The organism is Oribacterium sp. C9 (assembly GCF_002007235.1).
Taxonomy (GTDB): Bacteria; Bacillota; Clostridia; order Lachnospirales; family Lachnospiraceae; genus Oribacterium.
Genome location: NZ_MUHW01000006.1, coordinates 55,648 through 74,800, shown reverse-complemented (window position 1 = coordinate 74,800; position 19,153 = coordinate 55,648). Strand labels below are relative to the sequence as shown.

The following is a 19,153-nucleotide window of genomic DNA, read 5'->3' as shown; positions in this document are numbered from 1 at the left end:
ATATCTATGTTCACATACCTGCAAGCTCTGCCATGAACATATCATAATAGTCATCCTGCCCCTCAAGCTTTGGAGAATTCTCTCCGCCGCCGTTTGTGGACCTCTTGATAGCTGCGTAGAATTCTTCGCCGTATGTGAGGATATCCATCTCATACAGCTCATAGCCCTCACTACATGCTATATCGCAAAAAATCGATAAAGGATTTTTCTCCTTCTGCGTGTCTAAAAGCCTCTGTCTGAATGCTTTGTCTGCCAGAGCCTTCTTTCTAAGTGCCGCCATTACTGTCTCAACATCCATAATTACCTCCCATTGTAAAACATCTCCCAAAATTTATGTAATCATACTCCCTGATAATTTTATATTTAAAAAATAAACCCTGACCTGCCGACCCTCACAAGATCACTTCTCATCCAGCTTCTTCAAAACGTATCTCGTTATAGCTGCTCCTATGAGACTGCCAACAGTCAGCGCTGTTGCCACCAAAAATGCCGGCTTCCTCACATCTGCTCTCACAGGTATCTCAAACTCTCCGCCGTTCTTACAGATAAGCCCTATCTCTCCGTCTGCAATGAGATAAGACTCACCGTAAAGCATCTCCTTGTTTGCCCCTGTATCCTTTCTGATGTAGGCACCGTCAGTCAGGCAGTAAAATGCCCTGTTCATACTGTCAGGATAAGTGATCTCCTCAAACAGCTTCTTGCCGTCAAGAACTGAATCTATGGTCTGATTGTAGTGGGGAATGACATTGGTCTCAGTGAGCCCAAGTCCCTCTATGAAGCGTTCATAGTTCGCATCCTTTGATTCACCTGTAAGCTCCGGCTGGGCATAAACCACATCGGCGCAGTTCATGGTACCGGCGCTTATGCCAATGATTATACCTCTGAAGCTTCTGATCCTCTCCTTCAGATTTATCTTCCGGAACCAGGCATTCTCTGTGGGTACATGTCCTCCCGCAAGGATAACCACATCGTAGCATCCGATGATCTCTACAGTCTTTTCATCCCTTTCGTCCAGAACATCTATCATGTCCATGCTGAGTCCTGACTGGTTAAAGGCATCAAGGTAAGTCTGTGCTATGGCGCTGTTCATCTCTGCCGCTTTAGGATCCGAAGAGATAAGAAGACATTTGCTGTGATCCTTCCAGTCCTCCTTCAGTCTGTCCACGAAATTATTGCTATTATCAAGTTTTTCTGGCAAGCCAGTCTTTCGATCGAACCCGCCCGGGGTAGATGTCAGATATATGATCATTTAAAAACTTCCTCCTATGAAAAAGTTACTTTTTCATGCTGTTGTATGCCTTCATAACGAGCCATGAAACGAGATAATTTACTCCTAGAATAGCCATGGTCCATAACACTGACTTAACCGGTGACTGCTCATGCACGCGAAGGAAGAAATAAGGTCCGTCAGCAAGTCCAGCTGCATTCATAGCTATAAGTATCACGGCATAGATCAGTGTCGGTATGACGGCATAAACAGGAGCCTTTTTCGGCAGCGGCTCAGCTGTCTCTAAAAACAGAAAGCTAAGCAGCGATAAGACCGGAGCCAGCACATGGTCGATGGGATGTACTCCCTTAAGCAGCTGATCCTCAAAACCCTTCTTTGGTCCGAGAACAAAAAGCACCACCAGAAATGTAAGCATTAAGCAACATGTAGAGATGTATCTGATCATGCTGATCCAACGCGGCATTTCAGATGAGCCCTTATAATGCTGCATCATATATGTGGAAACGAAGCCGCTGGTTCTGCCTTTGGACAGCGCCGGAAGCATGAACACTGTAAAGATCGCGCTCACTATAAGGCATAAAAAATTGGAGCTGTCGGTATAATAAATGAACATTTTGAATCCGTCATGAACTCCGAAAGTGTAATTAAAGCCTATCAGCTCCATCACCACCAGCATGATGTGAATAAACAGCGCCGTTCTGAATTTCTTATTTTCCATTCCAAACAATCAAGGCCCGGCGGATCCCCCGTCAGGCCTCTCCTCCTTTTTACTCTATCTAAGGCACTTTCAGCCTCCGACTGGTAGATATGATACCCTACCTGAAGCGGCAAGGGAAGTACTATGTATGCAAATGTCTCCACCGGTATATTTATCAAAACAGAAGCCTTCTCACCGTATGGGCGTCAAATGTCACATCCTTCACTCCGGTGGTCTCGATCTGGTAAAGCGCATTGGCCGCAAGATGTTCCGCCGCCTGCTCCAGATCTCTGCATCCGGTCTGGTCACGATACTTTTCCAGTATCACATCTATGGCCCTGTCCTCGACTACGCACTCCTCCGGTCTCATGCCCATTCGCTTCAGTACCTTCGGAAGTGAGAACTTCCTGAATATGATCCGTTTCTCCTCCGGCGTGTAATCCGGTATATCTATAACCGCAAATCTGCTCATAAGAGGATCTGAAATTCTGGACTTATCATTGGCAGTAGCCACAGGATATACCCCGTTGGTCGGGATACGGCATTCGATGTAGTTGTCAGTATATCCGATATTATCAAGCAGTGTCAGAAGTGCATCCGCAGGATTTCCGTTCACACTGTTCTTATCGGCTTTATCCAGCTCATTTATTATGAAAACTATATTACTGGAGCCGCTTTGTGTAAATGCCTCCATTATGCGCCCGGCCTTGGCATTGGCATAAACACGGGGACTACCGGTCAACGCCTCCGAGTCGTGGATGGCACTCATGTCGAGGCTGGTCCATGGAAGTCTCAGGATCCTCGCTACAGCGTAGGCAAGCTGGGACTTCCCGATGCCCGCAGGTCCCGCAAGGAGAAGCCCGTAGGCAGGAAGTGTGTGGGTTCTGTTTATCTGGATGATGGTCTCCATGATGCGCTGCTTTACACGCTCGAGACCGAACAGCTCTTCATCCAGGATCTGCCTTGCCCTGACAGGATCTATGGAAGCGAAATACTCCCCTTTCCAATGTATGTTCAGCACCATCTGGAGAGCTCTTTCCGCGTGACGACGCTCTTCAGGAGTTATGGTTTGGGACTTGATGAGGTTAATGCTTCTATCCGCCCATGCCTGCATGTTCTTCGGAAGTGTGTGTCTCGCGCAGGCAAGGAAATTGAGCATGGAGTTCAGGTCACGGAGATCCTGCTGCCCCGAATCTTCGGGCTCATCCTCCATATCCGTATCCTCAGGTGCCTCACTCTCTGAAAGTCTCGCTATCACCATCTGAAGGAATCTGTCACGTTCAGTCTGGATACCGGAGCCGTTCGGATTCACTGCGCGTATCTTATAAACACAGTATCCTTCCTCCCGGCTCTCTCCGGTGAGTTTCACGGATACATGGTTCTCTCCGAGCCACTTCTCAAGCTCCACAAATCTCTTGTCTATGGTGAGGATCCGATGATTCAGGTCTCTGCCATCCTTGTCCTGGCCGCTGACATTAGCCTCCACCGTGCCTCCCGTATAAGCGAAGGAATTCCCTCTCAGTGGATTTATAAAAACTCCAACCGCATGCCGTGGAAGCTTTTCTTCCCCCTCCATAAGAACCATGATGGGAGTCTCAGGGCAAAGCACTTTGCTGTCACTGACCATCACCCTGAATGCATGAGGTGCCGATGTTCCGGCCTTATCTTCCTCTGCTTTCGGATTCACCATCGTACTACTGTTAAAGTCAAATATCCTGTCCGCCATATATGCGCCCGCCTATAAATCGATAAAAATCGATTTCCCCTTTCCTGCTGACATTAGTGCCTGACAATTGAATCAAAAGTACCAGATCAGACCATCATTCTATCTGCCTATACTAACATACTTTCGCTTTCCAGTCACATAACATAGTGTGAACAGAGATATGCTGTATTTTAATTGACAAAACTCAGCTGACCTGCGGGGACAGCTCCTGTCCATATATGATATACGTAAGTCCGTCTGCATTTTTTGCAAAAGGAATGTTCAATATACCTTCCGCAGTGCATAAAACAAGTACACTTGTACCATCACTGAACAATACCTTATATGTCTCTCCGATGGTCACACCTGCACTCACCGGAACATCTACTGTATCGGAGACTGAGTCTGCAAACAGACCGTTGAAGCTTACCACACCTGCTCCCTTTACGTTATCTGTCCCCATGGTGCTTACATCCGATGAAAAATTATTGATGGCTGTTAACGTGTCTACAGGCTTTAGTACATCAGAAACTTTCTGTACCTGGGATGTTCCTGCAGAATTTACCGTAATTATCTGTAATCCCATGACCTCTTTCGAAAGCGCTGTCATATGATCCGAGGTGTTTGCAGTTTTTTTATTATTACCTGTGTCCGATCCGTCATCTGAATTCGTATCAGTTGAAAGTTTTGTCAGTCTGACACCGACCTCAACTCCGCCTCCTCTGGGAACAACCAGATAAGCGTTTCCGTTACCGTCAGACACGATCCTGTAATTGCTGTTTCCGTTGATATCATAGAATTCAGCCATGTGTCCTGCGGGGATATCCACCTTGAGATAAACTGTTTTATCCTGATTATCAGTATAGCTGCCGCTTATATATCTGCCGTTTCCGCTGACAGAGATGCTTGGAGAAGTCTTTATGATATAGTTTATCTGCTTCTCAGCCCCTTCTGCACTGCTATACTCAATTTCTCCTGTATCTGCATCTTGCATCATGTTCTCCGCAACAGCTTTACCGCCGGATGTATCGACCCTCCATACCGTTATGTCTATGTTCTCTGTTGAACCAGTCTTTTCAAATACCAGATTATGCTCGCTGCCTGAAACCGTGCCATTCACTACGAGCTCAATATGGGTGTCATCAGCCATTTTGTTTATCTGTACAGCCTGGCCCTCCTGTCCTTTCTGTACGACATCACCTCCAATATATGCATATATATCTCCATTATTAGACCACAGATCCACCCCATCTGCATCAGGACCTGATGAAACGACATCTCCCATAACAGTTGCAGAGGCATTTCCATCTACGGTATATAAAAACACTCCTATTGCCAGATCCGTATCTGTCTCGGCCATCACACTGCCTGATACATCAACCTTTGTTGTTCCGCTTTGAACCTTCGCAAAGACTCCCTCAGCATTTCCATAAGCTTTAACACCAACATCATTACCGACCGTCACGGTTGTCGTTCCACCGGTATCACTTGACGGAAATATACCGAATGCTGCATCTGAAGACGAAACAGTTCTTATATCACCCTCTATTTCTACGGTTGTTTTTCCTTTATTATAGCTTCCGGCTATAACTCCATAATCATTATCGACAGCTTCAACATCTACATTTTTAGCACTGACTTCAGTAACTGCCTCGTCTTCAGCTGACGCATTTATGCCGATAGTCAGTTTATTTGAACTCACTGTCACAGATACTTCCCCGCCAATGTTGACATCAGCCTTTGAAACATTGTCCGCATCTTTACCGGAAGATGCTGCAATCACACCTGATATATTTTGCCACGAACTACTGTCACCACTGGTTTCAACATCACCCTTGATATCCACTGTAACCTCATCACCGGCACTCATCGATACCATGACCGCCGGTGAACCGTCAGTAGAACTTACAGATTCAGCCTCTATGGATTCACCATGCTGATATCCTGTCACCGCTATGACATTAGCCGCCAATGCCGGCACAGAGACACCGGTACTTAAAGAAACAGTCAGTACGGTCACCGTCAGCCTTTTTATCTTACATAAGTTCCTTCTTATCATTATGAGCCCTCCCTTTCTGCTCTCTATGGGCATTTTTCCCAAAAAATCTCATGAAAACCCAATATGATTTTTTCGCATACTTATGTATATAAAGTCGGCAATTTTTTCAAAAAAAATAACGTGGGCGAACCAGAGCACATTTCGATACTCTATGTGCTCTGGACGCTCACGTTTTAACTTTGGATATCACGGACTGTCTTCAATCATCAGACGATAGTACAGCCGATCTGCTCAAGTCTCTCCCAGACAAAAGTCTGTGTCATGGAACCTGTCTCCTCAAGTTCCTTGAGAAGAAGCTCTTCCTTCTGCTTTGTCTTTATAGTGTTTCTATATACTTCCTCGGCCAGCTCCGGCTTGATGAAGACGATTCCATCCTGATCTCCTACTACGATATCTCCAGGATTAACCAGCTGTCCACCGCAAACTATAGGGACATTGACCTCTCCCGGACCGTTGAAGAAAGGACCGTTAGGACTTACACCCTTTGCGAAGACAGGGAAATCAAGCTCTGAAAGCACCATACTGTCACGAAGAGCACCGTCACAGATGATTCCTGCAGCACCTGCCTTCATGGCATACTTTGTTGTGACCTCACCGATAACGGCTCTGTCCTCAAATCCACCTGCATCAATAACGATAACATCCCCCGGCTTAACATACTTAAGGGCTGCTCTGAACATAAGGTTGTCTCCGTGAGGAAGCTTAATTGTAAATGCTGTACCTACAACAGTCTTTCCTGTGAATGATGAGATCTTATGAAAAACCGCCTGAGTTCTGGACATGTTGTCGTCCAGATCTGCAACCTGAAGTCCCTCAAAAAGCTCAACAAGTGACCTGTCAGGTCTCTTGAAATCTGTTATTATCTGACATCCTATAGACATATATTTTCTCCTTGATTATATATAAAACTCTGTTTGGCGTTCTTTACGGTGTCATACTATAATTCCTATTTTTTCATTTGAAAAATACAGGTTTTTTATATACTATTAGTTTTATTAATAGTATTGAGTACAATTTACATTTATTATAGTGATTGTCTATATTCTGATAATATTAGCACCTATTAAAAAAGAAAATCAAAAAGAGGCGAGATCATGATCACCATAAAACAGATGAAGTATTTCCTTTCAGTTTGCAGAACGGAAAATCTGAGTAAATCCGCAAAAGAGCTTTTCGTTTCCCAGCCAACTCTGTCCGTTGCCATCAAGGAGCTGGAGCAGGAAACATCTACTCACCTTTTCATGAGAAAGGGAACCCATATTACATTGACAGAAGCCGGAAGGAAACTAAGGGACGAAATAAAAAAGATCATGGAGCATTACAACAAGATGAGCTCCATGATCGAATCAGGTATTTTAAGCACTGACTATCTGCGCCTCGGCTACTCCACCATCATCGGCAGCGAATCCCTGCCTCTCATTTACAGAAAGTTCACTGAAAGCTATCCCTCCATACATCTCGAGATCTCAGAGGGCGCCGGATGGAACCTTCTTCAGAAACTGGATGAGGATGAGCTTGATGCAGTACTGACTGTAGAGAATTATTCTCAGGAAAGCCTCTGGAAGAAAAGATTTGAAACAAAAAAGATAAAGCCCTCTATCCTTGAGTACTGTGTAAGTGAAAAAAGTCCCCTTGCAGGCAAGGAGACTATAACACTTGAAGAGATCTCGAAGGAACCTCTCATTCTGTTCGATCAGGCTTTTCCCCTTTCCGGAACCATCGAAAATATCTTCAGCGAACGTGGCTATGATCTGAAGGTGGTTCTCAGGAGCTCCCAGATATTTATGGTGTCCCGTTTCATTGAGGAGGGACTCGGCGGCGGCTTCCTCCCTGCATCAGCCTGTCGTGAGAACCTGAAGCTCGTCCCTCTGGACTGTCCTGAACTCACCCACTCTTCCGGCATGGAAGCAAGAGTTTACTGGAAAAAGCATTCTGCCCCTGACCGTCCTCTCTCACTGTTCCTTGATCTTCTGGATTCGATCATGTGAGTCAAGGGACAAAAGCCTACCACCCGCGTCAAAACAGACTGCTGTCGCTGTCTATGGCTTTTATGATCCGGTTCGTCACCATCAAAAGTACAAAGCCCACTATGCTCTGGAGAAATGACGCGGCGGCTGAGAAACTGAAATTCGCCTGCTGCATCAGCGCCTTATATACATACACGTCAAGAGTCTGCGTCACGCTCTGCAGAGACCCTGAATCCAGCGGAACCTGATAGAACAGTCCGAAATCCGAATTAAGTATGGTTCCGATGCGTAGTATGAATATGGTACAGATGGTCGGGCGAAGATGCGGCAACGTTATATACCACACCCTCTGCAGGAATGTCGCTCCATCCAGCACTGCTCCTTCATACAAAGAACGGTCAATGGCAGTTATGGCACAAAGATATATGATCATGGCATAACCCGCCGACTTCCATAACTCGGTTATGATAAGTATCACTCTCCAGTATCCCGGAGACTGATACCACTGTATCCCCTCCATTCCGAACATCCTGAGGAAATGGTTGACCTGCCCTTCATTGGTCGCGAGAAACGCATACACCAGGTATCCCACAATGACCCATGAAAGGAAATACGGAAGGATCATAACCGTCTGTATGAAGCCTTTAAACTTCACACTGTGTATCTCTGTAAGAAAGATCGCAAGAAAAACCGGTATTCCTATCCCCAGAATTATAAAGAAAAAGTTATAGATCAGTGTGTTCCATATGATCCCCGGCATATCCGATGACCGGAGCAAAAAGTTAAAATTCTCAAGCCCAACCCATGGACTGTTTATGAAGAGATTCTTGAGAAGGAACTCTCCCGGTTTCGGTGTAAACCGCTTAAATGCAAAGAATATACCGAACATGGGCAGATAACAAAAACCGATATACCACAGCATGGCAGGGAGAGACATCAGCATAAACACCCTGTTTCTTTTCCCGGTATATGTGGAAAATCCGGTCTCAGACTTTACCTGCACTGTCTCGCTTGTAACGGTTGTGATTTCTGCACCACTTATAGATGATTTTTTCTCAGTTTCCGTCATCACTTGTTCCCTTCTCTTTAGTCTTCACCTTACTTCTGTTCCACTCTGAAAGCTGAGACCTTATATCCTGTAGAAGCTCCTTCATCCCTGCTGCCTCCATTCGTCTCTTTATCTCAGGGATCACTACATCAGGATCACTGGTTCCGGTCCTTAGCTCTGCTCCATAATCACTGTAAATGGCGAGCAGCGCTGCTATGATGTCCTCTTTTCCTGTCTGATCATAGGCGAAACCGTTTATGGCGCTGTGTATGCCATCGGTTTCGTATTCCTCAAATACATCCTTCCACTGATCAGGATCCGCCAGAAATGTTCTGCTGACAGATTCAACAGATGCAGAAGCGGATGGACCTGTCTGAAAAAGCATCAGATTATATCTGTCACGCCCGGTCTGAGTCCTGAGAACAGTTCCGTTATCGAGATACTCAAAATGCTTACCCTCTATACCATAGGCAAGGATATCCCTGAATCTCCTGTCCGTACTGATAAGCTCGATATACTTAAGACATGCTGCCGCATGCTCCTCATCACAGGCTGCGCATATCCCGAACAGAGCTCCCTGTCCGCTGGAACGTGACAGGAAGGGACCGTCATAGATGGAGGTCTTCACATTGAACCCCCACTCCAAAGGATTTGAATAACCCTGATAGCCCTTCCATGCAACTCCGAAGCGCACCGGAATAGTCTTGTCATTGGCCGTGGAATCGATAGTGGCTGCATCCGGGTGTATGTATCCGGCCTTATACCATTTATGGAAAAGCCTGAATCTGTTCACCAGCTCCTCACACTCATAAAACGGAACCACATCATCACCTTCCTGTCCCTCTCCGAAGGGTAGGACTATGATAGGGTTCACTATGCGCTCAAGAAAATTGAGATAACCCGCAGGTCCCGATTTAGTCATATCAAGAGGAAACTTATCGGGATGATCCTTTTTATATGCTGCAAGGAAGGGTTCAATGTCTTCGAGTTTCATTCTCTCAGGAATCACCATACCCTTCTTTCCTTCAAAGTAGTCAGCATTGAGACGGAACATCTCCTCCGCTCCCATATCCTTAAGCAGCGGTACGCCATAGATCCTGCCGTTAAGCTCGGCACATTCCCAATAGGGATCAACGTACTCATAAAGCTTCGGAGTCTCCTTCTTTACGAGCTCCGTGATATCATAATACAGTCCCGCGGAAGCATTTTTATCGAAGTTGTTGACCCATGACGAGGTGAACACCATGTCATAATACTCTCCTGCTGCCATCATGAGATTTATCTTGTCATTTGGCTGGAATTCGAGATCCAAAATCACTCCGATCTTTTCCCGGGATACAGCATTGGCAGCTTCCACCACCTCTTTGATATCGAGAGGAATATCTCCTCCCTGATAGGTCACAACTCTCAGTTTAATGACTCCATCGTGGTTCTCCTTCTGTACGCATCCCGAAAGCAGCAAACAAACCACCGGAATAATGACAACGAAAAACCCTCCCGCAATCTTCTGAAACAGTCCTTCATTCATACATAAATGTCCTCTATCTCCTGAAAACATTCAATCCCTCTCCTCAATCACAGCCGGCTTCATAACTAAAAAAGAAATCCGGCCTTTTGTATCATGAGCCCTCCATGGAAGGTCCTCCCTCATATCCGGATTATGGCCGCCCTAATCTCATAGCTGCACTGATCCCCATGTCTCCATCTGATCAGGAATTTCCTTATCCCTTGATGGCCCCAATCGTCATTCCGTTCTTCAGGAATTTATGAAAAAACGGAAGCAGGATCATTACAGGCAGTATAACTATGACCACCATGACCATACGCACCGTCACAGCCGGAGGGGTGTAGACACCGGCACCTGAAATATACTGAGCGTCTCTGGAGAGTCGTTCAATGCTTCTGTCCATATTCACCAGCACATACTGCAGCGGATAAAGCTCCGTGTGGTTGCTGTCCAGATAAAGAAGCGACGGATACCAGCTGCTCCAGTAGGAAAAGACCTGAAATACAGATACAGTCACTATTACAGGCTTTGAAATGGGAAGCACGATAAGTCTGAAGGTCTGAAACGGGTCACAGCCGTCCAGCTCCGCAGCTTCTATCAGTGAATCCGGGATAGAAATATGAAAATAATTTCTCAGGATCATGATGTACCATGTGGAGCAGAGTCCCGGCAGTATCAGCGCAAGATATGAATTTTTCAGATGGAATATCTGGGTGTTTACCATATAAGAAGAAACCAGCCCTCCGGAAAACATCATAGGTATCATAAGAAACAGAAGTATACGTCTCCTGAATCCGAACTCCTTCCTGGATACCGCATAGGCAATCGGGCACATGACGAGAAGCCCTGCCAGGGTACCTGACAGGGTTATAAGAACAGAATTAAAAAAAGATCTGAGGAGATATTCTCCGGAGTTAAATAGATAGCGGTAAGCGGAGAACGAGAAGCTTTTTGGAAAAAAGCTGTATCCAAGCTCCGTCACACTCTCTTCAGAAGAAAAAGAAATGATGATGACCAGCAGTATGGGAAGGAATATCAAAAGAGCAATCAGTAAAAAAAACGCGCTCATGAATATATTCACTGTCCCTGAATAGGCACTTTTCTGTGGAATAATATATATGTCACGGCCCTTAGGATTATTGTCACTCATTACAGATCACCTCTAGTCTCTGCTCTTATATATCTCCATATCCAGCTCTCCCTCGCTTTTGGCTACGATCGTGGATACCGCCACATCTCCGAGACAGTTGCTCATGGCTCTGAACATTCCGCAAAGGGAATCTATACCCATCACAAGACCTATAGCTTCAACCGGTACGTTCATCTGTGACAAAAGAACCGAAAGACAGATAAGTCCTGAACCCGGGATGCCCGGTGCTCCCATGGAAAGAACCACGATGGATATGATCATGGAAAGCATGGCTCCCTCTGTAACAGTAACGCCATAGATCCTGGCAAGAGCCAATGCAAATACAGCCAGATGGACACATGTTCCATCCATATTGAGAGTTGCACCAAGAGGAATGGATAATGAAAAAATCCTCTTGCTGATTCCTAACTTTTTCTCACATGCTTCCATGTTTATAGGGATGGCGGCATTGGATGAGGCCATGGAGAAAACCTGAAGCATAGAGGGCGCATATTTCTTTAAAAAGTACACGGGGTTGATCCTCCCCATCACCACCATGAGGATGCAGTAAAATGCCATCATGATAATGAGTCCCATTATAAATGTCCCCATCATTCCAAGAACCGACACCATGGTTCCCACACCCATAGTCAAAATCATAGACATGATGGAACAAAAGACAGCTACAGGCATAAGCTTGACGATCATTTTTGTGACCTTCAGGAACAGGTCATTGCAGGCGCTGAAAAACACCCTCAGTATATCTGAATACTTGCCGAGATAGCCTGTTGCGATACCACACATCACAGCCATGAATATAAGCTGAAGCATATCCGATTTCAGAAAAGGATTAATGATATCGGACGGCACGATTCCAATTATAGTATCCTTTATGGAAACATCCATGGTTTTTGATGTTATTGAGGAAGCATCTGCAACCAGAGACTCGGCCAGATCTGAGTTACCGGGTTGTATAAGAAAGAAAATACCGATACCCACTGCCACTGCCACAAATGTTGTGAAAAGATACATCACTATGATCTTTCCCCCTATTCGTCCCAGAGCGGAAAGATCCGAGAACTGTACGATACAGGTAATGATAGAAAAGAAGACCACCGGAGCAACGATCATCTTCAGCGAATTCATGTACATGGTCTTGATGGGGATAAGAAGCATGCTGTTCAATGTTTTGTTGATCTCATCCGGAACTAAGGACGAAAACAATATTCCGAAAACTATGGCAAGGACCATGGCTCCAAGAGTCCTGTACAGAAATGTCCTCGGTGACCGTACCACAGTCATCTTTATATAATTGACGCCATTCATATGTGTGTACCTTATATCATCCGTCATGGATTTAAGGATGATATTTCTTAAAGCCACCTGAATGTCGTCTTCATTATCCACATCCTCCAAAAGGGATGTCGATGCCATATTGTCTACAAGAGAATATTCCTCACCGGCCGCTATAAGCTCTATGTTGACATTACCGAATTCCGCTTTAAATACTACGGTTATCTCCCCGGCATCTCCATCCTTCTTCCTGTGGCTGATGAGACTGTCTGCAGCCTCTTCCACCGCAAGAACGGCCTTACCTCTGTTTCTTCTCTCTGTTCCGCACTCGTCAAGCTTATCGTTTATAAACAGTGTCAGCTCATCGATACTTTTTATATCTGCGCTAAATTGTTTTTTTACTATCATAAATTGCCCTTCTGCTACTATATATTTATGGTTGACACCCATACCTATCCCTTAAGTAGTTATATCGGCAAATTTTTAGAATTATTAATTTATTATAAAAATCATTCGAGTCTTATATCTGTAAGAGCGATCCTGTCTCCGGTAAGGGCTGCATATACCTTCTCGGTTTCTTCTTTTATGGTTGTGGTGCTTTCAATGCTTATACCGAGATTTTCTGTCTTAATGATATTGGTACAGAATCCAACCAGGACCCCGGGAAGATACCCACCCATTCCTGCAATCGCCACAGTCCCCACAGTATCGAGATACAACGGCAGCTTAAAGACAGTTACCAGATAGTTCAGCGACAGGTTAAGCATGACTCCCAAAATGCACAGCATGATCGCCATTATATTGGATCTGTTTCGCAATGACTCTTTAACTCTTTCAGATATCATCAAAACCTCCGCCGGTTGTACTGTGAAAAGAATCGAGTAGAAAAAAAGAGCAAGGCCTATTCATAGGTCTTGCTCCCAAGCCTTCAAAAATGAACATACCTGTACATTTATTTTCGGCTGTTTGATTGTCGATTATATCCGGCGAATTATAAAATTTTTATTATGTTGGTTGTACTAATATTTTTGCCTGTAAGTATCAATCTTTTGGCGAATAAACACTTGCCTATACGGCAAACAAAAACAGCATTATCCCTGTAATATTAACAGGTACAATGCTGTTTTCACATCTTATTTCAGAATATATATCCAGAAGGTCTTTTATACAATCATTGTATAGGATATCTGATTTCTGAACTGACTTTCACTTAGTTTCCATCATGAAGCTATAAGCTCTTTCAATTCCTTCGGCGCAGGTACATCACCCGCGGATTTCCCATAATGTGAATAGCTTATCTTTCCTTCTGAATCCATAACAAATGTTGCAGGAAGCTGCAGTTCTTCTCCTTCGTAATCTCCGTGTTTCAAACCCGCCATGGTAGCTTTCCCGACCTTTAACATGGTTTTGGCATCTGCCATCGCTTTCATGGATTCAGCACAGGGAATCTCGAACTCCCTGTACAGCTTCATTTCCGGGTCACATATGATTTCGAAGGGAAGCTGTTTTTCCTCCATATCTTTTGCGATCTTTTGAGGATCGGATTGCAATACAACATAGAATCTGCCGCCACCTTCTGTGATATCAGAAAATTCTTTGGCATAAGTCCTGATATCAAGCTGGCACAGCGTGCATCCATAGTATCTCAAAAATATAATAGCCGTTTTTCCATCATTTTTTTCCAGCTCCGAATACCACTGTCTGTCTGTTGAAAAAGGAGTCTGGAATTGAAAATCCGGCATAGTATCTCCCACATTCAATTTAGCCATGATATGTTCACTCCCACACATAAAATATTTTCTGCTTTTTTCATCCACACATAGAACACAGCTTAAAAGCTATTATCTAAGCATTAAAAACATACTTATCCAATCGTTCAAAGGCTTCCTTTACTCTGGACAAAGGAAGGGCCAGATTCATTCTAAGGTGACAGTTTCCGTGGAACATCCTTCCATCCTGAATCGCAACTCCCACATCCCATGCCGCATGCTCGATGTCTTCGATGGTTTTTCCATGGGCCTCGCACCACTTGCTGCAGTCCACAAAAAGCATATAGGTTCCCTGAGGCTTGCACACCCTGAGTCCTTCAAAGTGCTCAGATATATAGTCACTGGCATAGTTCACATTTTCACTTAGTACAGCCTTTAACTCATCGGCCCACTCATATCCTTCAGGCTTGTAAGCACCTATAAGGGCATGCATGGATAAAACATTCATATCATTGTAATGTGCCAGTGATGACTCTTTTTCAACCCTCTCTCTTATCCACTTGTTGTAGATGATGTGGTAGCTTCCCACAAGACCTGCAAGGTTAAAGGTCTTAGACGGAGCATAGAGTGCTACTGTACGCATCTTTGCATCCTCAGAAACAGACTGAGTCGGGATATGTTTATGACCGTTCAGGATGATGTCTGACCATATCTCATCGGATATGACAAAGACATCATGCTTCCTGAATAACTCCATAGCCTTTTCAATCTCCCACTTCTCCCATACACGTCCGCATGGGTTATGAGGTGAACAGAATATTGCGGTATGGATTTTATTATCAACTATCTTTTTCTCCATATCGGAAAAGTTCATTCTCCATATACCCTCATCATCGATCTCCAGAGGACTGTGAACGATATTATAGCCGTTGTTCTCAAGGCACATGGTGAATCCGATATAAGTCGGACTGTTGACTAAGACATTGTCTCCCTTGGAACAGAAAACATTCATGGCACTTACAACTCCGCCAAGTACTCCGTTTTCATAGCCGATTGCTTCCCTTGTGAGACCTTTTACATCGTTTCTTATTTCATGCCACTTGATGATGGAATCAAAATACTCGTCTGTGGGAGCAAAATAACCAAACGCCGGATGCTTGGCTCTTTCGATGATAGCCTCAGAAATGGTAGGAACTGTAGGAAAATTCATATCAGCCACCCACATAGGTATGATATCAAATCCATCCTTTGGCAATTCCGGAGCAAATCCGGGAATAGTTCCCAGACCGTCAACCGCAATGGCATCTTTTCCTTTTCTGTCCATTATGGAAACAAAATCGTATTTCATATAAATCTCCATTCCGCTGCCATTTTTGACAGCATGATTAAGTTATATTAACCGCTTCTTCATAATACTATCCATTCCGTCTGTTCTCACCTTACGGAATGGATAGTTTAAAAACGGCTTTTTTACACTAAACTGCTGCTAAGCTGTCCCTCGGTCCTGACCGTCTCAGAAGCTTCAGTTGCTTCGATCGCAGCCCGGGCTATCTGTTCGCGCTTTTCCATAAGTTTCTCAGCACTTACAGCCCCTGTCATAAGTCTTATCTTTGCTAATCCTATCATAACCGCCAGCAAAACCACACAAATGATCATAGACTTTGTATCAAGACTCTTGAAAAGATAATAGGCAACCGCAAGTGCACACACTGAACTCAGTCCACATACAACTCTGAATACCGGCATCGGCATATGCCATGCAGCATTGTTCCACTGTCTGGGATATTTTTTGACAAGCTTGATGAGGCAAATGTTCATGTATGCATTCTGAAGCATGGCCGGAATCATGGTCAGTGAGATCATGGAATCAATCGAAAGCCCCATAAAAAGCGGAGCGATAGAAAATACCAGGAATAACAGCATGACCACATATGGATATCCGTTTTTATCAGTTTTCTTAAATACTGCAGGAAGCCATCCATCTTCAGCAACGGCAACCAGAGGATATCTGAGCATAGTCATTCCGGAAGCCAGTGACGAAAGGATGGCACAACACGCAGCTCCTAAAATAAATATGGCAAATAATGTCGGGTTAAATATCTCTGCCGCAACAAGTGACAGGTTCTGTCCCATAACCTTTTCAACCGGTAATACTCCTGCTGCAACGATTCCCATAAGAGCATAAACGATACCTACTGTAATAGTGATGAGAATGATTCCGAAGGGAATGGTATGTCTTGCATTTTTAGTTACGGGCATTACAGATATCGGAGCCATGGTAGTTCCCTGGCAGGCAAATGACATCATGGCAATGGCACTGATAAATCCTGTGAAACCGTTTGAAAAGAAAAGTCCATCGGAGTTAGACCAAAAACCGGGCTTAACATTTGGAATTCCCACAACTACGAACAGGCAGATAGATGCCAGCAATATGATAGTTATTATGGTCGTAATGGTTGCAAGGGCTTTCGTTCCTCTTGTAGAAAGGGCAAAAAACAGAACTATAAGCATTACCGCTATCCATAGCTGATATGGCGCCAGCCCTTTAAATACTGAAACAAAATAATTTGCAAATGCAAGACCATATGAACCCATTCCGAGACTCTGAACTACAGTATATATTGCAGCAAATCCCGACATCGTTGGTCCTAAAAGCATACATTTCATATCGTAGTCACCGCCGGGCAGTACGAACATAGACGCCATCAAAGGCTGAAATAAATACGCAAGAAGCATATATATACAGCCTATGGATACAGCCAGTACTATGGAACGCCCTGTATGAGCAATTCCGAATCCCATCATTACAAAGATACCTGAACCTATAGCTCCGCCCACACCAAGACTGAAGATATTGAACAGACCCAATTTGTTACTACTGCTTTCACTCATAACCTCCACCTCTCTTTATTCTGTTTTCTTTACTTTTTAACCGGTCAAATTTGAAGCACCTGAATGTTCACGCTCATTGTTAAGGTGCTTAACTATTTAACATGATTATAATCCCGGGAATGCCATGTGTCGATAATAGTTAAGCAGCTTAACAATTTTTGGCAATTTAGCCAACTTTTAGCCAGAAATATAGGCGCTTTACACAATGAGCAGAAAGGTCATTCTTTGATAGATAACTGAAACTGCCATGGTACCTGTTTCAGAAAAACAATCCTCAATGGCATCACTCTCTGCTGTACGAAAAAGAGGCAAAGTCATCCGGAAACCGGACAACTTTGCCTCTTGAAAGGGATTATAGTTACATCGGGCAATAAAAGTCAACAACACTTAACATGTATAAACATTCCATTTGGTTATCCCTGCGTAAACCGGAAGCTCTACAATGAAGATTTTCCATTCTGCTCTTTACTTCTCTTAACGTCTTCCTTATATACCTCATTTAGTGCCCTCTGAACCTTTATGGATATCATTAATTCCTCATCCGTAAATTCATCGAGTTTTTTGAATGTTATCATCTGACAGTCATCATTGACCCTTTTATGATTTTTGTATAACTCTTCTCCGGCAGGTGTAAGTCTCAGATTATAGACTCTTTTATTGTTTTTATTCCTGACCTGTTCAACGAGTCTCTTTTTTACAAGTTTTTTTACTATCTGACTGCAGGCGCTTGTGGTCTTATCAAGCTTCTCTGCAATTTCTGTAAGAGTAATTCCGGGGCTTGCTCCGATAGAACTTACTATATACGCCTCTGCCTGATACAGCACGACATCACCGTAATAATGAGTCATAGAGTCATATTCATACATATAATCATAAGCATTATTCTGTTCTTCCCATATGTTTGACAGCAGCTCCGCTCTTTCCATAATTCATAATCCCCAGTGATCAATGATATTTTTTAATTCATTATACAACAATTACATCATTATTCTATTCCGTAAAGCAGCGCATTTACTATGGCTGCTGCGATATTGGAACCGCCCTTTCGCCCCCTCGCGACTATCAGCGGAATATCTCCGTATTCCTTTTCATTCCTGAGCTCCCATATGAGTTCCTTCGCCTCTACCACATTTACAAATCCAACGGGAACCGCAATGATTCCCGCAGGTCTCAGATTCTCCTCGCGGATAAGTCTCTCCAGCTCAATGAGAGCTGTGGGGGCATTTCCGATGGCGAAGATAATGCTGGAGGAAGCAGGCACCACCTTTCCGGCTTCTGAATCCTGATAAGAGTCAAATTTGATCTTCGGAAGGTGCTTTGCAAGTCTCGCAGCCTGTTCCATGCTTACAGTAGCCCGGGTGACTCCTCTCTTTCTGGCTTCTTCCGCCACTTCAGGATCCGACATGAAGCATCTTAGCTTACAATCATATTTCGCCATCGTAACCTTGCTTATTCCCGATTTCGCCATCTCAGTATCCGTCACCACTGTGGCTCCTGCTGAAAGGGCAGCTCTCATTCTTTCCACAGCATGTCTTGTAAAAACAAGATTCTCATAATAATCGAAATCTGCCGATGTATGTATGCATCGCTCTATCACCGGGGCTTCTACAGCCGGAAGCTTAACTCCTCTTCGAGCCAGCTCCTCCCTGATGATCTCCATGCTTCTTCTCTCTATATCCTTTGGCTCTATATGTTCAAACCTTATATTCTCCACGCTGCTCTCCCCTGATATATACCTTCATAAATTCAATCTTAGCATATTTTTTCTTTTCATTTACTATAGAAACTATTTTTCAAGAATAAGTCTCTCAGATAACACTGATCTACGATCACCTGTGCATCATAAATTATCCCTCATTGCATATAGTCGGAATTTAGACCATATGCAATCTGATTGAATTTTGATATAATTAATTTCA

Annotated in this window: 17 protein-coding genes; 1 reads left to right on the top strand and 16 read right to left on the bottom strand. The window is 44.1% G+C overall.

Annotated features, from left to right (window positions below):
• Positions 1–10 precede the first annotated feature (10 nt).
• The 6 genes from BXO88_RS05510 to BXO88_RS05485 all read right to left on the bottom strand — a co-directional run bounded on the left by BXO88_RS05510 (position 11) and on the right by BXO88_RS05485 (position 6,570).
• Positions 11–298, bottom strand: coding sequence for a hypothetical protein (locus BXO88_RS05510; protein ID WP_206099966.1), 288 nt, complete (start codon positions 296–298; stop codon positions 11–13).
• Between the two features lie 102 nt (positions 299–400).
• A complete protein-coding gene (locus BXO88_RS05505; RefSeq protein ID WP_078036746.1) occupies positions 401–1,249 on the bottom strand; it encodes a Type 1 glutamine amidotransferase-like domain-containing protein in 849 nt (282 codons plus the stop codon).
• Between the two features lie 25 nt (positions 1,250–1,274).
• The gene (locus tag BXO88_RS05500; protein WP_139355518.1) at positions 1,275–1,946 is read right to left on the bottom strand and encodes a hypothetical protein; all 672 of its coding nucleotides are present in this window, start codon (positions 1,944–1,946) and stop codon (positions 1,275–1,277) included.
• 154 nt (positions 1,947–2,100) lie between these two features.
• Positions 2,101–3,651 (bottom strand): AAA family ATPase, encoded by a 1,551-nt coding sequence (locus BXO88_RS05495; RefSeq protein WP_078036744.1) that lies wholly within the window; start codon positions 3,649–3,651, stop codon positions 2,101–2,103.
• A gap of 184 nt (positions 3,652–3,835) precedes the next feature.
• Positions 3,836–5,689 (bottom strand): hypothetical protein, encoded by a 1,854-nt coding sequence (locus BXO88_RS05490; RefSeq protein WP_078036743.1) that lies wholly within the window; start codon positions 5,687–5,689, stop codon positions 3,836–3,838.
• Between the two features lie 206 nt (positions 5,690–5,895).
• On the bottom strand, positions 5,896–6,570 hold the full coding sequence (locus tag BXO88_RS05485; protein WP_078036742.1) for an RraA family protein: 675 nt from the start codon (positions 6,568–6,570) through the stop codon (positions 5,896–5,898).
• 213 nt (positions 6,571–6,783) lie between these two features.
• Between BXO88_RS05485 and BXO88_RS05480 the strand changes: the two genes are divergently transcribed.
• A complete protein-coding gene (locus BXO88_RS05480; RefSeq protein ID WP_078036741.1) occupies positions 6,784–7,677 on the top strand; it encodes a LysR family transcriptional regulator in 894 nt (297 codons plus the stop codon).
• A gap of 28 nt (positions 7,678–7,705) precedes the next feature.
• Here the strand turns inward: BXO88_RS05480 and BXO88_RS05475 are convergent, their stop codons facing one another.
• The 10 genes from BXO88_RS05475 to BXO88_RS05430 all read right to left on the bottom strand — a co-directional run bounded on the left by BXO88_RS05475 (position 7,706) and on the right by BXO88_RS05430 (position 18,948).
• Positions 7,706–8,725 (bottom strand): ABC transporter permease, encoded by a 1,020-nt coding sequence (locus tag BXO88_RS05475; protein WP_078036740.1) that lies wholly within the window; start codon positions 8,723–8,725, stop codon positions 7,706–7,708.
• Positions 8,712–10,262, bottom strand: a complete 1,551-nt coding sequence (locus tag BXO88_RS05470; RefSeq protein ID WP_078036739.1) for an ABC transporter substrate-binding protein — start codon at positions 10,260–10,262, stop codon at positions 8,712–8,714. Before BXO88_RS05470 ends, BXO88_RS05475 begins: the two co-directional genes overlap by 14 nt.
• A 163-nt stretch (positions 10,263–10,425) precedes the next feature.
• Complete coding sequence (locus BXO88_RS05465) at positions 10,426–11,361, bottom strand: carbohydrate ABC transporter permease (protein WP_078036738.1); 936 nt, start codon at positions 11,359–11,361, stop codon at positions 10,426–10,428.
• 12 nt (positions 11,362–11,373) lie between these two features.
• Positions 11,374–13,041 carry a dicarboxylate/amino acid:cation symporter gene (locus BXO88_RS05460; RefSeq protein WP_168171629.1) on the bottom strand — a complete coding sequence of 556 codons (1,668 nt, stop codon included), beginning with the start codon at positions 13,039–13,041 and terminating at the stop codon, positions 11,374–11,376.
• A 101-nt stretch (positions 13,042–13,142) separates the two neighbouring features.
• Positions 13,143–13,478 (bottom strand): hypothetical protein, encoded by a 336-nt coding sequence (locus BXO88_RS05455; protein WP_078036736.1) that lies wholly within the window; start codon positions 13,476–13,478, stop codon positions 13,143–13,145.
• 375 nt (positions 13,479–13,853) lie between these two features.
• Positions 13,854–14,402 carry a peroxiredoxin-like family protein gene (locus BXO88_RS05450; protein WP_078036735.1) on the bottom strand — a complete coding sequence of 183 codons (549 nt, stop codon included), beginning with the start codon at positions 14,400–14,402 and terminating at the stop codon, positions 13,854–13,856.
• 76 nt (positions 14,403–14,478) lie between these two features.
• Entirely contained in the window at positions 14,479–15,690 is a 1,212-nt protein-coding gene (locus BXO88_RS05445) for a MalY/PatB family protein (protein WP_078036734.1), read from the bottom strand.
• A gap of 122 nt (positions 15,691–15,812) precedes the next feature.
• Positions 15,813–17,234: an APC family permease gene (locus BXO88_RS05440; protein ID WP_078036733.1), complete on the bottom strand. Its 1,422-nt coding sequence runs from the start codon at positions 17,232–17,234 to the stop codon at positions 15,813–15,815.
• 437 nt (positions 17,235–17,671) lie between these two features.
• A complete protein-coding gene (locus BXO88_RS05435) occupies positions 17,672–18,160 on the bottom strand; it encodes a MarR family winged helix-turn-helix transcriptional regulator (protein ID WP_078036732.1) in 489 nt (162 codons plus the stop codon).
• 59 nt (positions 18,161–18,219) lie between these two features.
• Positions 18,220–18,948 (bottom strand): precorrin-8X methylmutase, encoded by a 729-nt coding sequence (locus BXO88_RS05430; RefSeq protein ID WP_256363646.1) that lies wholly within the window; start codon positions 18,946–18,948, stop codon positions 18,220–18,222.
• Positions 18,949–19,153 lie beyond the last annotated feature (205 nt).

Coding starts and splice junctions, on each gene's coding strand:
- BXO88_RS05465 (WP_078036738.1), bottom strand. CDS start 11,361: ATGAGTGACAATAATCCTAAGGGCCGTGACATATATATTATTCCACAG.
- BXO88_RS05440 (WP_078036733.1), bottom strand. CDS start 17,234: ATGAGTGAAAGCAGTAGTAACAAATTGGGTCTGTTCAATATCTTCAGT.
- BXO88_RS05450 (WP_078036735.1), bottom strand. CDS start 14,402: ATGGCTAAATTGAATGTGGGAGATACTATGCCGGATTTTCAATTCCAG.
- BXO88_RS05490 (WP_078036743.1), bottom strand. CDS start 5,689: ATGATAAGAAGGAACTTATGTAAGATAAAAAGGCTGACGGTGACCGTA.
- BXO88_RS05475 (WP_078036740.1), bottom strand. CDS start 8,725: ATGACGGAAACTGAGAAAAAATCATCTATAAGTGGTGCAGAAATCACA.
- BXO88_RS05470 (WP_078036739.1), bottom strand. CDS start 10,262: ATGTTTTCAGGAGATAGAGGACATTTATGTATGAATGAAGGACTGTTT.
- BXO88_RS05480 (WP_078036741.1), top strand. CDS start 6,784: ATGATCACCATAAAACAGATGAAGTATTTCCTTTCAGTTTGCAGAACG.
- BXO88_RS05435 (WP_078036732.1), bottom strand. CDS start 18,160: ATGGAAAGAGCGGAGCTGCTGTCAAACATATGGGAAGAACAGAATAAT.
- BXO88_RS05495 (WP_078036744.1), bottom strand. CDS start 3,651: ATGGCGGACAGGATATTTGACTTTAACAGTAGTACGATGGTGAATCCG.
- BXO88_RS05455 (WP_078036736.1), bottom strand. CDS start 13,478: ATGATATCTGAAAGAGTTAAAGAGTCATTGCGAAACAGATCCAATATA.
- BXO88_RS05460 (WP_168171629.1), bottom strand. CDS start 13,041: ATGATAGTAAAAAAACAATTTAGCGCAGATATAAAAAGTATCGATGAG.
- BXO88_RS05500 (WP_139355518.1), bottom strand. CDS start 1,946: ATGGAAAATAAGAAATTCAGAACGGCGCTGTTTATTCACATCATGCTG.
- BXO88_RS05505 (WP_078036746.1), bottom strand. CDS start 1,249: ATGATCATATATCTGACATCTACCCCGGGCGGGTTCGATCGAAAGACT.
- BXO88_RS05510 (WP_206099966.1), bottom strand. CDS start 298: ATGGATGTTGAGACAGTAATGGCGGCACTTAGAAAGAAGGCTCTGGCA.
- BXO88_RS05485 (WP_078036742.1), bottom strand. CDS start 6,570: ATGTCTATAGGATGTCAGATAATAACAGATTTCAAGAGACCTGACAGG.
- BXO88_RS05445 (WP_078036734.1), bottom strand. CDS start 15,690: ATGAAATACGATTTTGTTTCCATAATGGACAGAAAAGGAAAAGATGCC.